This is a genomic window from Quadrisphaera granulorum (assembly GCF_003149145.1).
Lineage (GTDB): Bacteria > Actinomycetota > Actinomycetes > Actinomycetales > Quadrisphaeraceae > Quadrisphaera > Quadrisphaera granulorum.
Genome location: NZ_QGDQ01000025.1, coordinates 57,449 through 70,922 on the forward strand (window position 1 = coordinate 57,449; position 13,474 = coordinate 70,922).

The window sequence follows — 13,474 nt, forward strand, 5'->3', positions numbered from 1 at the left end:
AGCCTCACAACCCATCATCTGGAGTGAACGGTACTGCGCCTCAACGCTCACCGGTGATGACCTGTTGTGAAGCGTCCAACCGGCGCAGACTCGTCTCATGACCGCTGCCGAGCTGAGCCCCCTGGACACCGCCGGCACCTCGGAGGTGACTGTCGACGACGTCGCCGAGCTCGTGCGCCGCTGGCTCGACGAGGCCGCCGCGCACCCCGTGAAGGGCGCTGAAGCGCGGGCCGCGGCGCAGCTTGCCGGCCTACTGCGCGACCCCGACGGGCTCGCGTTCGCCACCGGATTCGTCGACGGCGTGGTCCGTCCCGAAGACCCGGCCGTCGGCGCCGCGGTGCTGCGCCGCCTCGCGCAGCGCCCGCCGGCGTTCCTCTCCCCGGCGCTGCGCTCGGCCGTCAAGGCCGGAGGGACGCTCGGTCCGGTGGCGCCCGGCGTCGTCGTCCCCGCGGCCAAGCGCGCCCTGCGCGAGATGGTGGGCCACCTCGTCGTCGACGCCACCGACGCCAAGCTGGGGAAGTCCCTGCAGCGCATCCGCGGTGGCGGAGACGCGACGCACGGTGCTGGTCACGTGCGACTCAACCTCAACCTCCTCGGCGAAGCCGTGCTCGGAGCGCGCGAGGCCGACCGCCGCCTCGCCGGGCTGCGCCGCCTCGTGGAGCGCCCCGACGTCGACTACGTCTCCGTGAAGACGTCCGCCGTCGTCGGGCCGCACGCGCCGTGGGGGTTCGAGGAGGACGTCGAGCACGTCGTCGAGCGGCTCGCCCCGCTCTACGAGACCGCCGCTGCCCAGAAGACGTTCTTGAACCTCGACATGGAGGAGTACAAGGACCTCGACCTCACCCTCGAGGTCTTCACGCGGCTGCTCGACCGCCCGTCGCTGCGCAGCTACGAGGCGGGCATCGTGCTGCAGGCGTACCTGCCCGACGCCCTCGCCGCGATGCAGCGGCTGCAGACGTGGGCGGCGCGCCGGGTCGCCGCCGGGGGCTCCCCCATCAAGGTGCGCCTGGTCAAGGGCGCCAACCTCTCCATGGAGCGCGTCGACGCCGACGTCCACGGCTGGCCCCTGGCCACCTGGAACACCAAGGCCGCCTCCGACGCGCACTACAAGCGCGTGCTCGACTGGGCCCTCACCCCCGAGCGCACCGCCAACGTCCGCCTCGGTGTGGCCGGGCACAACCTCTTCGACATCGCCCACGCCTGGCTGCTTGCCGGTGCGCGCGGCGCCCGCGAAGGCATGGAGGTGGAGATGCTGCTCGGCATGGCGGCCGGACAGGCCGCCGCCGTGCGCCGCGAGACCGGGTCGCTGCTGCTCTACACGCCCGTGGTGCACCCGCGGGAGTTCGACGTCGCCATCGCCTACCTCGTGCGCCGCCTCGAGGAGGTGGCGAGCCCCGACAACTTCATGTCGGCCATCACCGAGATCACGCCGGGCTCGCCGCTGTTCGCGCGGGAGCTCGCCCGCCACACCGAGTCGCTGGAGCTGCTGGCGCAGTGGCGTCAGCAGGCGCTCGCGGAGCATGGCGACGCCGACGCGCCTCCGTCCGCGCACCGCCGCCATGACCGGCCCGCCGACAGGTACCTCGCGCTGCCCCACGCGCCGGGCGAGGAGGGCTTCGTCAACACCCCCGACTCCGACCCGGCCGTCGAGGGACACCGCTCCTGGGTGCGAGCAGCGCTCTCCCGTGCGGCCACGTCACGGGCCGGCACCACGGGCCGCTTCAGTGCCGCGGGTTCACTGGTGGACGACGCCGAGCTCCTCGACGACCTGCTCGCCCGCACTGCCGCGGCCGGTGAGGCCTGGGGACGGCGACCGGCGCGCGAGCGTGCCGCTGTGCTGCACGCCGCGGGCCGGGCGCTGGAGGCGCGCCGCGCCGAGCTGCTCGAGGTGATGGCCTCCGAGGCCGGCAAGACCGCCGACCAGGCCGACCCGGAGATCTCCGAGGCGGTCGACTTCGCGCACTACTACGCGGAGTGCGCCCTGGAGCTGGCCGCGATCGAGGCTCGCGACGGCGTCCGGGCCGTGCCTGCGCGGCTCACGCTGGTGACCCCGCCGTGGAACTTCCCGGTGGCGATCCCCGCCGGAGGCGTGCTGGCTGCTCTCGCGGCGGGCTCCGCCGTCGTCCTCAAGCCCGCCGAGCCGGCGCAGCGGTGCGGAGCGGTGCTCGCGGAAGCGATCGCCGCGGCCCTGGCGGAGGTGGGTGGCGCCGAGGCCGCAGCGGCGCTGCGGGTGGTGACGGTCGACGAGGGCGGCCTGGGTCGGCAGCTCGTGAGCTCGCCGCGTGTCGACAGGGTGATCCTCACCGGCGCGTACGCGACGGCCGAGCTGTTCCGCACGTTCCGCGCCGACCTGCCGCTGCTGGCGGAGACGTCGGGCAAGAACGCGATGATCGTGACGCCGTCGGCGGATCTCGACCTCGCCGCGAGGGACGTCGTCGCCTCCGCGTTCGGGCACGCGGGGCAGAAGTGCTCCGCCTCGTCCCTGGTGGTGCTCGTCGGGTCCGTGGCCACCTCCCGCCGCTTCCGCGACCAGCTGCTCGACGCAGCCGCCTCCCTCGTGGTGGGCGCCCCGTGGGACCCACGCACGCAGGTCGGCCCGGTCATCGAGAAGCCCGAGCCCGGCTCGGCGCTGCACTGGGGGCTCACCGAGCTGGAGCCCGGGCAGCACTGGGCGCTGACGCCGGAGGCCGTGAAGACCGACGTCCCGTCGCTGGCCGGCCGGCTCTGGACTCCGGGCATCCGCTCCGGCGTGCGGCGCGGCTCGAAGTACCACCGCACCGAGGTGTTCGGGCCGGTGCTCGGCGTCATGACGGCGCGCACGCTGGACGAGGCGATCGACATCGTCAACGACGTCGACTACGGCCTGACCTCTGGCATCCACAGCCTGGACGCCTCTGAGCTGCGGCGATGGGCCTCGCGGATCCAGGCGGGCAACCTCTACGTCAACCGCGGGACGACTGGCGCCATCGTGCAGCGCCAGCCGTTCGGCGGGTGGAAGAAGTCTGCCGTGGGCGCCGGCACGAAGGCCGGTGGGCCGTCGTACCTGCTGGGCCTGACGCAGTGGGAGCGCGCTGACGCCCTTGAGGGTGCGGCGTTCCTGGAGCGCGCCGCGGCCTCCGACGAGACGGCGTGGGAGTCGCTGCTCGGTGCTCCGCAGGACCCGAGCGGCCTGGTGTCCGAGCGCAACTGGCTGCGCCACGTGCCGACGCCGGTCACCGTGCGCGCCGTCTCCGGTGCGTCTCCTGTCGACGTCGAGCGCGTGCTGGCGGCCGCCGCTCGCACGGGGGCGCCGGTCGAGGTGTCGTTGGCTGCGCCCCTGCCGTGCGCCCCGACCGCTGTCATCGAGGACGACGACGCCTGGCTGGCGCGCGCCGCCGCTGACAGCCAGGGGCCGTCGTCGTCGCTGACCCGGGTCCGGCTCGTCGGCCCGGCGGGCGCCGCGGACGGTGCCGCGGCCGCGGCGACCGCTCTGGCCGAGGCCACCGGTGGTCGCCCGGACCTCGCCGTGTGGCACGGGCAGGTCACCGCGTCGGGCCGCCTGGAGCTGCTGCCGTTCCTGCACGAGCAGGCCGTCAGCGCCACCGCGCACCGCTTCGGCACGCCGTCCGCCCTCGTGGACGACCTGTTGGCCCCCTGATCCTCGTCCGGCGCTTCGAGCCGGGGGGACGGAGCGCCGGACGAGCCCCTCGACCGTGATCATGGGCAGTCGGCCACCTCGCCTCGACCGTGGACGCTGTGTTCCTGTGTGCCCACTGACACCCGAATACAGCGCCCACGGTCTGGGCCGCGGGCGCGGCCGGTCGCCGTCTGGGGACCGGCGGACAGGCTGTAGCCCACTTTGTGCCGGTCTCACAGTCCCCGGATCGGCGTCCGCTGTTCGGGAAGTCCATGATCACGGTGGGAATGGCGCGGAGGTCCTTGATCGTGGGGGACGGGGAGTCAGTGGACGGGCGAACCCACGGCCGAGTGGCCGGCGTCGGCGCGGACCCGCACCGCCACCACGAGCGACTCCGCCAGCAGGCTCGCGCCGAGCGTCAGCAGCACGGTCTGCCCGAGGGCCGCCGAGGGCACGCCCATCGAGGTGGCGATCGCGTCCACACCCAGGCGCAGCACCACGAGCAGCGCGAACGCCCCGAACGCCGCCGGCCCCCAGCTGGACACCAGGCCCGTCGGGGTCCGGCGCAGCCGGACGAACGCCCCGCGCAGTGCCCCCGACGCCAGCGCCAGCACCAGCGACACCGCCGTGAACGCGACCACCCCGGCGGTGAGCGGCACGTCGTGGAGCAGGAACAGCCCCACCACGGACAGGATCAGCGGCTTGGCCCAGTTCTCCTCGCGCACCGGGCGAGGGCGAGCCCGACGGGCGATGAGCAGGACGGCGACGACAACGGCCACGAGGATCGAGGTGATGTGCATGCCTCGAGGCTGCTCGCGGTGTCGCCCCGGCCACCTCGTCCGCGAGGGACGAGCCAGGCATGAGACGAGGATGAGCCAGGGATGAGAACGGGATGAGGCGTCGCCTCTCCCGTTCACACCACACGCCTCGCCGACCGATGATCGGAGCGTGACCCCTCCCGCCCCCACATCCGGCCGCCGCCGCTGGGTGGACGCGACGGAGCTCGGGTCGGTGCCTCGCCGAGTGGCGGTCCTCGTCGTCGTCCTCCTCTCCCTGGTGGTCTGGCCGCCCGAGCGGGTGGCGCCGGCGGCGGCCGGCATCGCGGTCGTCGTGGTCGGCTGGGTGGCGTGGCTCGTGGTGGCCCCGCGTGCCAGTGCCGAGCGTGTGCCGCAGACCGGTCGGCGCCTGGTGGCCGTGACCGCGTCGCTGGCCGTGGTGTCGCTGGCCGGGGGAGCACTGCTCGGTTCTCGGATCACTGAATCGGGCTTCGCGGTCGCGGTGGTGGTGTGCCTTGCCGCCGGGCGTGACCTCGGCGCGGTGCCCGCGGGGATCGTGTGGCTCGCCGGCGCTGTTGGCACGGCGCTCGGTCTCATCGGGGCGCCCGTGACAGGACTCGGCACCGAAACGGCGCTGGGGTACACCGCCGGGCTTGCCGCTGCGGCGCTCGTCGGGCTGCTCCGTGGCGCTCGCGACGACGCCCGCGCCGAACGCGAACGCACCGCCCGCGCCCTGCTCGAGGCCTCCGAGCGCACCCGCACCGAGCAGGTCCGCGCTGCCGCCCTCGCCGAGCGAGCGCGCATCGCCCGGGAGGTGCACGACGTGCTCGGTCACTCCCTCGGATCGCTGGCGCTGCAGCTCGAGGTGGTCGGTGCTCTGCTGGAAGACGACGACGGCGACCCCGCCACCCGCGTCGAGGCGCTGCGCCGCGTCCGCGCTGCCCACGACCTCGCGGCGTCCGGTATCGAGGAGACCCGCCGGGCGGTGCACGCCCTGCGCGTCGACGCCCCGCCCCTGCCCGATGCGCTCACGGCCCTCGCTCAGGGTGCCCGCCACGGCGGTCAGACGGTGGACGTGCGCATCGTCGGCACTTCCCGTCCGCTCGGCGCCGACCGCGAGCTGGCGCTGCTTCGTACCGCGCAGGAGGCGATGGTCAACGCGGCCAAGCACGCCCCCGGCGCCCCCGTCACGGTCGAGCTCCACTACGACGACGACGCGACGCGCCTCCTCGTCAGCAGCCCGCTGGCTGCGCCCGCCGTGGCCGCGAACAGCGCCGCCGGTGCAGGGCGTCCGCTCGGCGTCGACTCCGGGTCAGGGCTGGCCGGTCTGCGCGAGAGGCTGCTCCTCGTGAGCGGGGGACTGGCCGCGGGACCGCGGCGCGCTGGCGAGCAGCAGCAGTGGGTGGTCGAGGCAGAGGTACCGGCGTGACCTCCGTGGAGCGTGACCCGTTGGTGCGGGTGCTCGTCGTCGACGACCAGTCCGCGGTGCGTGAGGGGCTCGTGGCGTTGCTCGGTCTGGTCGCGGGCGTGCACGTGGTGGGGGAGGCCGCCGACGGAGCGCTAGCCCTCGACGCTGTCGCGGGGCTCGTGCCCGACGTCGTCCTCATGGACCTGCGGATGCCGCACGTCGATGGCGTCGAGGCGACGGCGCGGATCGTGGCGGAGCACCCCGGCGTCGCCGTCGTCGTCCTGACCACCTACGCCGACGACGAGTCCGTGCTCGCCGCGCTGCGTGCCGGCGCCCGCGGGTTCCTCACCAAGAGCGCAGGCCGCGCTGACATCGCGCGCGCCCTGCACGCCGCAGCGGCAGGGCAGCTCGTGGTGGACGGCGCCGTGCAGGCGGCGCTGCTCGGGACGACGGCGACGTCGTCAAAGTCGTCGTCGTCCGAACCTCCGGCACCGAGCGAGACGGCGGACCTCGTGGAGCCGCTTACGCCCCGTGAGTCCGAGGTGCTGGAGCTGCTCGCGCAGGGACTGAGCAACGCGCAGATCGCCCGACGGCTCGTGGTGTCGATGCCGACCGTCAAGACGCACGTCGCGCACGTGCTCGCCAAGACGGGGTCCGCTGACCGGCGCGAGGCCGCCGCGTGGGCCCGCTCCCGGGTCTGACCTGACCCCCGCTCACCCGGTCAGAAGAAGCGCGACTGGATGTCGACCACGAACAGCGTGACGAACAGCGCGGACGCCAGTCCAAGCAGACCGTTGGACAGCCACCGCGACCGGCCCTCCGCCGCCACCCGGCGGCTGTTGAGCAGCAGCATGAGCGTGATGGCCAGGAACGGCATGAACACCGACCCGAGCACGCCGTACACGAGGGTCAGCAGGAACGGCTTGCCGAGGGTCAGCAGCAGCATGGGCGGCAGCGTCAGCCACAGCAGGTAGCCGCGGAACGCCCAGGACCGCTCGGCCACGGTGCCGGAGAACGCCTCGTCCGCGCCGACGCGGGCGGTCGGGTCGGCGGTCGGGTCGGTGGCGGTGCCGACGGCCGCGGCGCGCGCCAGCTGCTCTTCGGCGGCCCGGCCGTGGGGGAGGCGGATGGTGCGTGTCCAGTCCGCGAACATGAGGCTGACGCCGTTCCAGACGCCCAGCAGCGATGACGACGTCACCGCCAGGAACCCGGCGAGGAAGAGCACCCGGGCCCACTGGCCGAACTCCTGGCCGAGCGCGTCACCGAGCACGAGCAGGCCGGCGTCGTCGGCGGTGAGGTCCATCCCGCGCAGCATCGTCGAGCCGACGATGAGCATGGAGATGACGAAGATGCCGGTCATGACGTAGCCGACGGCGTTGTCGAGGCGCATCATGCCCAGCCAGGGTGCGCCCCTCCAGCCCTTGGCGAACATCCAGTAGCCGTAGGCGGCCATGGTGATGGTGCCGCCGACGCCTCCGATGAGACCCAGTACGTAGACCGCCGACCCGTCCGGCAGCGTGGGCACGAGGCCGCGGGTGAGGTCGGCGATGTTCGGGCCGACGAGCAGCGCCGTGCTGACCACGGCGACGAACTTCAGCATGACAAGCACCGTCATGAACTTCTCGAAGATCTCGTACCGCTGGAACCACACCAGCACCAGGCCGACGAGTCCGGCGATGGCGGCCCAGCCGCCGACGCTGAGACCGCCGAACAGCGCGTTGAGCGGCAGGCCGACAGCGCTCATGCCCGTGGCGCCGTACACGAAGCCCCAGATGATGATGTAGACGCCGAAGAAGGTGGTGGCCCAGCGACCGAGGCGGCGCCAGCCGTCGAGCAGGGTGGTGCCGGAGGCGAGGTGCCAACGCCCCACGCCCTCACCGAGGGCCAGCTTCAGCGCGGTCCCGACAAGCGCAGCCCACAGCAGCGCGGTGCCGTACTGGGCGCCCGCCACGAGGGTGGCCACGAGGTCGCCGGCGCCCACGCCGGTGGCAGCGGCCAGCAGCCCCGGGCCGAGGTGCTTCAACCGTTCCCGGCCTGTCGGGGGCTGTGCTGCCCGGGCGTTGTCCGTCGTCGTTGTGCTCATCGTCGCTCCCGCTCGTCGTCGCGCTGGGCGTGATCATCGATGGCCGCACAAGGTAGCGACCGGGCTCGCCGAGCGCGAGCCGGGCCCCACGGCCAGGCCCCGTCATCGAGGCTCATGAAGCTGGCTGCAGGACTCCGCCGTGCCGCTCGCGGCGCGCGCGCCTACGGTCGAGAGATGCCCCTCGAGTACGGAACCACCGTTCCCTTCGTCACGCTTAACGACGGCGTGCAGATCCCGCAGGTCGGCCTCGGAGTCTTCCAGGTGGCCCCGGAGAAGACCGACGAGACGGTGCTGGAGGCGCTCGCCGCCGGGTACCGGCACATCGACACCGCTGCGGGCTACCGCAACGAGGCCGGTGTCGGTGACGCGCTGCGCACCGCGCAGAGCAGCCTCGGTCTCACGCACGACGACGTCTTCGTCACCACCAAGCTCGCCAACGCCGACCGCGCCGGCGGGCGCGACGCCGCGCTGCGTGCCTTCGACGACTCCCTGTCCAAGCTCCAGCTGGAGCGCCTCGACCTGTGGCTCATCCACTGGCCCGGCCCCCACCAGGCGACGTTCGTCGAGGTCTGGAAGACCTTCGCCGAGCTCAAGGAGGCCGGGCGCATCCGCTCCATCGGCGTCTCCAACTTCCAGAAGACCCACCTGCGGGTGCTGTTCGACGAGACCGGCGTCGTCCCCTCGGTGAACCAGGTGGAGCTGCACCCGTGGCTGCAGCAGGAGGACCTGCGCGCCTTCCACGCCGAGCACGGCATCGCCACCGAGGCGTGGAGCCCGATCGGGCAGGGCAAGGGCGTGCTGGAGGACGAGACGATCGGCAAGATCGCCGCTGCGCACGGCAAGGAGCCCGCGCAGGTGGTGCTGCGCTGGCACCTGCAGCTGGGGAACATCCTCATCCCCAAGTCGGTGACGCCGTCGCGCATCCGCTCCAACATCGACCTGTTCGGTTTCGAGCTCACCGCTGACGACATGGCCGCCATCGCCGGGCTGGAGCGCGGCCAGCGCCTCGGCCCGGACCCCGACGTCTTCGGGTGAGGCTGGAGAACGTCGTCTGGGACGCGCGGGACCCGCGCGTCCTGGGCGGCTTCTGGGCTGCGGCGCTGGGGGCCGACGTCATCACTGCCGAGCCTGATCTGATGGAGGCCCGGCTGCTGCTCGACTCCGTGACGGGCGCCTACCTCGACCTGTGCTTCTGCCGCGTCGAGCAGCCGTCGGCCGCGCCGCCGCGGCTGCACCTGGACCTGCGCGGTGGTGACCACGCCGACGTCGTCGTCCAGCGGCTGCTCCAGCGCGGCGCGTCGCACGCGGACGTCGGGCAGGACGACACGGCAGCTCCCCTCCCGTGGACGGTCCTCGCCGACCCCGAGGGCGGAGCGTTCTGCGTCATGCCGGAGCGCCCCGGGTACGAGCTCAGTGCCGGTCCGATCGCGTGCCTGCCGCTCGACAGCGCCGACCCCGAGCGTGACGCCGCGTTCTGGGCCGCGATCACGGGTTGGCAGCACGCCGGTGAGGTGGGCGGCGCGCCCGCCCTGCGCCACCCCGACGGCGTCGGCCCGCTGCTCGCCCTCTGTCCTGAGCCGGCCGCCAAGCCGGCCGGGCCGGCCCGGCCGGAGGGCAAGAACCGCATCCACCTCGACGTGCGCCGCGAGACCTCGGACCCCTGGGAGCAGGACGACGACGACGGCGACCGCGCGGTGGTGTCGCGGATGCTCGCGCTCGGCGCGACGCCGCTGTCGGCTCCGGGGGAGCTGCCGTGGCTGGTGTTCGCCGACCCGTCCGGCAACGAGCTCTGCGTGCTCGCACCCGCCCGGGGTGAGGGCTGAAGACCACGAGTAGCTCGCTACGTGAGCGTTGCGCGGAGGGCCGGTCTGGCGGGCGGGATGGTCCTCTGGAGACACCTTCTGCCAACGGGTGGTGTCGTCAGCGGCATTACGGTCACCAGCGTGTTCACCCAGGCTGCGAGGGCGGATCTGCGCGCGGAGCTGCTGAGTGCCGCCGAGGGCGACAAGATGATCGACGCAGCCGCACTGTTCGGATCCGCTGCTCGTGACGCCGAGGACCGATGGTCGGACATCGACCTGGCGTTCGGACTCGCTCCGGGATGTGACGTACTTGAGGTTGCCGCGAGGTGGACCCATCTTCTGTACCAGTCCCACGGCGCCCGGGCGCACGTAGACATCTGGAGCGGCGACGCCCTCTATCGCGTGTTCTTGATGGACAGCACCCTGCAGATCGACCTGTCCTTCTGGCCGGTGGGAACCTTGAGAGCTACGGGTGGGCCTCTGCGTCTCGTCTTCGGCAGGGCCGCCGACGCAGCGCCGCTCTCCAAGCCAGACCTGACCGCTGTCATCGGCATGGCCTGGCTCTACGCCCTGCACGCTCGCTCGAGTATCGCCCGAGGGCGCGGCCTACAGGCAGTACACATGCTGAACGGGCTTCGCGATCAGGTCGTCACGCTCGGTTGCTTGCGTGCGGGGCTGCCTGCCAGCCAGGGGCGGGGAGTAGACGATCTTGACGCACCCTTGCGTCGGCGTATCGAGGACAGCCTCGCTACCAATTTGGCTGAGGAGGAACTTCGTCGGGTGTTCGCCGCCCTCGTCTCACTGTTGCTTGAGGAGGCGGCAGCGGCGGCGCCAGAGGCGGCTGGATCCATCGAGGACGTGCTTCAAGGCCTGATCAACAGTTTCGACGGCTGATCAGGCTGGCCTCAGCATGACGATCGTCAGCGAGGTGCTCCCGGAAGGGGGAAGGCGGGACGCTGACCGGGTAGCGATCCACAGCGGCACCGCTCCCGAGCTGTCGTCAGCGGTCGTAGACCTCACGTCGGTGACCGGCGCGGATGACGGTGACGGTGAGCACTTCGTCGACGACCTCGTAGATGACTCGGTAGTCACCGACGCGGATGCGCCACGCGGCGTCTGTGCTGACGAGCCTCTTGGCTCCATGAGGGCGCGGGTCTTCGGCGAGGTCCTCGATGGCGATGAGAACCCGGTCGCGAGCAGGGCCCGGGAGCTTCTTCACCTCCCGGGCCGCTGAGCTGGTGAAGTTCAGGCGGTAGCCCATCAGTCGGCACCCCCTCCGCGAAGCGCGTCGGGAGCCCGGTCACCGTCCCCCGGCGGCGTCGTCGTCGGCGGCCTCCACGGCGTCGATCTCGGCGCGCAGCTCCTCGAGGCTGACGCGGGTGCCGTCGTCGTTGGCCTTGGCGGCGCGGTAGGCGGCGGTGTCCTGGGCCAGCTCGAAGGCCTCGAGCGCCTCGAGGTCCTCGACGCTGATGACCACGGCGGCGAGCTTGCCGTTGCGCGTGATGCCGATGCGCTGACCGCCGTAACCGGCGCGGCCCAAGACGTCGGCGAGCTGAGCGCGCAGCTCGCGGATGCTGACGGCGCTGGAGAGGGTGTCCACGACACAAGTGTCGACACTGATGACTGTGTACACAAGTGCCGGGTGATCAGGGATCTCGCCAACTCCGGTAGGTGCTCACCCGGACGCCTGTTGAGCGGTCCGATGCTTCGCGGACGTGGTCACACGATGGTCGTAGACGCACGACGACGGGGCCCACGAGCCGAGTCTCCACGGACACCGGCGAGACACCAGCCCTGCTCAGTCGCGCGACGCCCGAGCCGAGCACGGGCGTTCCGGCCGTCCACCCTTATCGACACGCTCGCACGCGAGGGATCCCGGGCTGCGTGAGGTCCTGTCGGGAGAGCATGTCGGTCACCCTCGTGGAGACTGCTACCGGTGCGTCATCGTGGGAGGGCGGGGTCTGGTGACGAGGGTCAAGGTGGAGGTCTCGGTGCCGGACAGCCACGTCGAGGTGGTGCTCGCGGCTCTCCATGAGGCTGGCGCCGGCCGGGTGGGGGGATACGACCACTGCTCCAGCTCCTGGCGGGTCTCTGGCACCTGGCGTCCGCTCGCCGGTGCAGCGCCTTACCTTGGACGGGTCGGGCACGTCGAGCACGGCGAGGAGTGCCGGGTGGAGTCAGTCTGCGACATCGACGACGTGGCTTCGGTGCACGAGGCGGTTCGGCGGGTCCACCCCTACGAGGAGCCGCTGGTGCTCTTCTTGCCGGTCTACGACCCGCCGGCGGTCGCGCCTCGTGACGCCCAGCCGCCCGGGAGCTCCTCGTCGTGATGACCGCCGCCAGTGCCCTTGAGTGCCAACCTGGCGCCAGCGCGCCTGCCACCGCCCTGGCGCGATACGCGGGGGAGCGGTGGTGTCAGCAACCGGTGACCTTCCCCGATGAGGAGACGTTGCTCCGGGAGGCAACACCCGCCCGCAGAACGATGGCCGCCCGCCAAGCTCGCGCGAGACAGTGAAGTTTCCACGAAGGCAGGTATCCGACGTGTCAGGTGAGAGTGACATTCCACGACCGCCGGACGTCTCCGGAGCCCTTGCCCACCCGTTGGCCGGTGGCGACGCCGCGAGCCTCGAGCGAGGTCAGCGGCTCCCGGGTGATGAGGATCCTGGCTTGTCCGTGGAGTGCTGGATGCGTCTGGTCCACGGGAGCCACCCCTGCCTGACCCACGAATGGCGCCGCGGACGCGCCCTGGTCACCGGCGGCTTCATCCAGCTCAGCCTGTACATCTCCGGGGAGCCGTCACAGGAGCTGCCACCGTTCAACATCGTCGTCGCGACCGCTGACCCCGGTGGCGCCCACCTTGACCAGGACCCCGCAGCACCGGCCTCGCCTGCTCAGTGCGTCGTGCTGTTGACGACTACTGCTGGCAACCACCGAGAGATGGCACTGCACGCTGGCGACGTAGACGCGGTGATCGACGCCCTGGACCGCCCCGCCCACGAGGAAGATGAGGAGGAGGACGGGCCCCGCTGGGAGGTCCGAGAAGTGCAGGTGGTCGGGCGCCCGCCAGCGGATGCTGGTGGCAACGCCCGCCACCCGGGTGACGCCGCCGCCCAGCTCGCGCTGTCCTGGAACGACGTCCAGGAGCGGCTGCGCGGCGAGCAGATGTCCCTGGCGGGCATCAAGGAACTCACCGTACGTACCTCGGACTTCCCCGCCGCCCGGGCGCAGGCCAGCGCGCTGTCGCGCTGGCTGCGACAAGCGGGCGCCGCCGAACACGTCTACTTCGTCGCCGTCGACGAGGGCAATCTCGCGGGCGCGGTGGTCGAGATGGAGGTCCGTGCCACGCAGTCGACGTTCAACGGCGGAGAGCCTCCTGTCCTCGCAGATGACCCCGTCGAGCCCATCCCGGAGCACTTGAGGCCTGCTCTTCGTGCCGAGCTGGACGCGCTGGTCCGTGGGGAGCGGCCCGAGATGATGGAAGCGGTGGAGGAGTACGGCGAGGACGGCACGACGCTGGTCATCCAGCCTGAGGAGATCTGGGACTACAAGGACTCCAGCGCGGTCTGGATGGACAGCGGTGGCTGGTGGGTGGATGTTCCGTTGTGGACGGTGACGGAGTGCCCGAGCGAGCTGCGGGCTGAGCTGGAGGTAGATCCGTCGGGGGAGGTGACCCTGATCCAGGTCCGCGTTCCTTAGAGCGTCCGCCAGTAGGTGCGATCTTGGCGAGTGACCCGCTGGAGTTGCGAGCGGGCACGGGGCCCTCCACATCATGGAGTTGCTAACGCTCTG

12 protein-coding genes are annotated in these 13,474 nt (G+C 72.0%); 8 read left to right on the plus strand and 4 right to left on the minus strand.

Annotation, left to right across the window (positions count from 1 at the left end):
• Window positions 1–97: 97 nt before the first annotated feature.
• A complete protein-coding gene (locus BXY45_RS17395) occupies window positions 98–3,637 on the plus strand; it encodes a proline dehydrogenase family protein (RefSeq protein WP_109775793.1) in 3,540 nt (1,179 codons plus the stop codon).
• 302 nt (window positions 3,638–3,939) lie between these two features.
• Here the strand turns inward: BXY45_RS17395 and BXY45_RS17400 are convergent, their stop codons facing one another.
• Window positions 3,940–4,416, minus strand: coding sequence for a hypothetical protein (locus tag BXY45_RS17400; protein ID WP_109775794.1), 477 nt, complete (start codon window positions 4,414–4,416; stop codon window positions 3,940–3,942).
• A 148-nt stretch (window positions 4,417–4,564) separates the two neighbouring features.
• Between BXY45_RS17400 and BXY45_RS17405 the strand changes: the two genes are divergently transcribed.
• Complete coding sequence (locus BXY45_RS17405) at window positions 4,565–5,821, plus strand: sensor histidine kinase (protein WP_109775795.1); 1,257 nt, start codon at window positions 4,565–4,567, stop codon at window positions 5,819–5,821.
• Window positions 5,818–6,501, plus strand: coding sequence for a response regulator (locus BXY45_RS17410; RefSeq protein ID WP_211319706.1), 684 nt, complete (start codon window positions 5,818–5,820; stop codon window positions 6,499–6,501). The genes BXY45_RS17405 and BXY45_RS17410 overlap by 4 nt, the downstream gene beginning before the upstream one ends.
• A gap of 20 nt (window positions 6,502–6,521) precedes the next feature.
• On the opposite strand, the gene BXY45_RS17415 is transcribed toward BXY45_RS17410, so the two are convergent.
• The gene (locus BXY45_RS17415) at window positions 6,522–7,883 is read right to left on the minus strand and encodes an Nramp family divalent metal transporter (protein ID WP_109775796.1); all 1,362 of its coding nucleotides are present in this window, start codon (window positions 7,881–7,883) and stop codon (window positions 6,522–6,524) included.
• Between the two features lie 174 nt (window positions 7,884–8,057).
• On the opposite strand from BXY45_RS17415, the gene BXY45_RS17420 reads away from it, so the two are divergent.
• The 3 genes from BXY45_RS17420 to BXY45_RS17430 all read left to right on the plus strand — a co-directional run bounded on the left by BXY45_RS17420 (window position 8,058) and on the right by BXY45_RS17430 (window position 10,579).
• On the plus strand, window positions 8,058–8,918 hold the full coding sequence (locus BXY45_RS17420; protein ID WP_109775809.1) for an aldo/keto reductase: 861 nt from the start codon (window positions 8,058–8,060) through the stop codon (window positions 8,916–8,918).
• Complete coding sequence (locus BXY45_RS17425) at window positions 8,915–9,706, plus strand: VOC family protein (protein ID WP_109775797.1); 792 nt, start codon at window positions 8,915–8,917, stop codon at window positions 9,704–9,706. Before BXY45_RS17420 ends, BXY45_RS17425 begins: the two co-directional genes overlap by 4 nt.
• A 120-nt stretch (window positions 9,707–9,826) precedes the next feature.
• The gene (locus BXY45_RS17430) at window positions 9,827–10,579 is read left to right on the plus strand and encodes a nucleotidyltransferase domain-containing protein (protein ID WP_146211249.1); all 753 of its coding nucleotides are present in this window, start codon (window positions 9,827–9,829) and stop codon (window positions 10,577–10,579) included.
• A gap of 106 nt (window positions 10,580–10,685) precedes the next feature.
• Here the strand turns inward: BXY45_RS17430 and BXY45_RS17435 are convergent, their stop codons facing one another.
• Complete coding sequence (locus BXY45_RS17435; protein ID WP_109775799.1) at window positions 10,686–10,946, minus strand: type II toxin-antitoxin system RelE family toxin; 261 nt, start codon at window positions 10,944–10,946, stop codon at window positions 10,686–10,688.
• Between the two features lie 39 nt (window positions 10,947–10,985).
• On the minus strand, window positions 10,986–11,285 hold the full coding sequence (locus tag BXY45_RS17440; protein ID WP_109775800.1) for a type II toxin-antitoxin system Phd/YefM family antitoxin: 300 nt from the start codon (window positions 11,283–11,285) through the stop codon (window positions 10,986–10,988).
• Between the two features lie 364 nt (window positions 11,286–11,649).
• On the opposite strand from BXY45_RS17440, the gene BXY45_RS17445 reads away from it, so the two are divergent.
• Window positions 11,650–12,015, plus strand: a complete 366-nt coding sequence (locus BXY45_RS17445; RefSeq protein ID WP_109775810.1) for a YqfO family protein — start codon at window positions 11,650–11,652, stop codon at window positions 12,013–12,015.
• 343 nt (window positions 12,016–12,358) lie between these two features.
• Entirely contained in the window at window positions 12,359–13,381 is a 1,023-nt protein-coding gene (locus BXY45_RS17450) for a DUF7668 domain-containing protein (protein WP_109775801.1), read from the plus strand.
• Window positions 13,382–13,474: the final 93 nt, after the last annotated feature.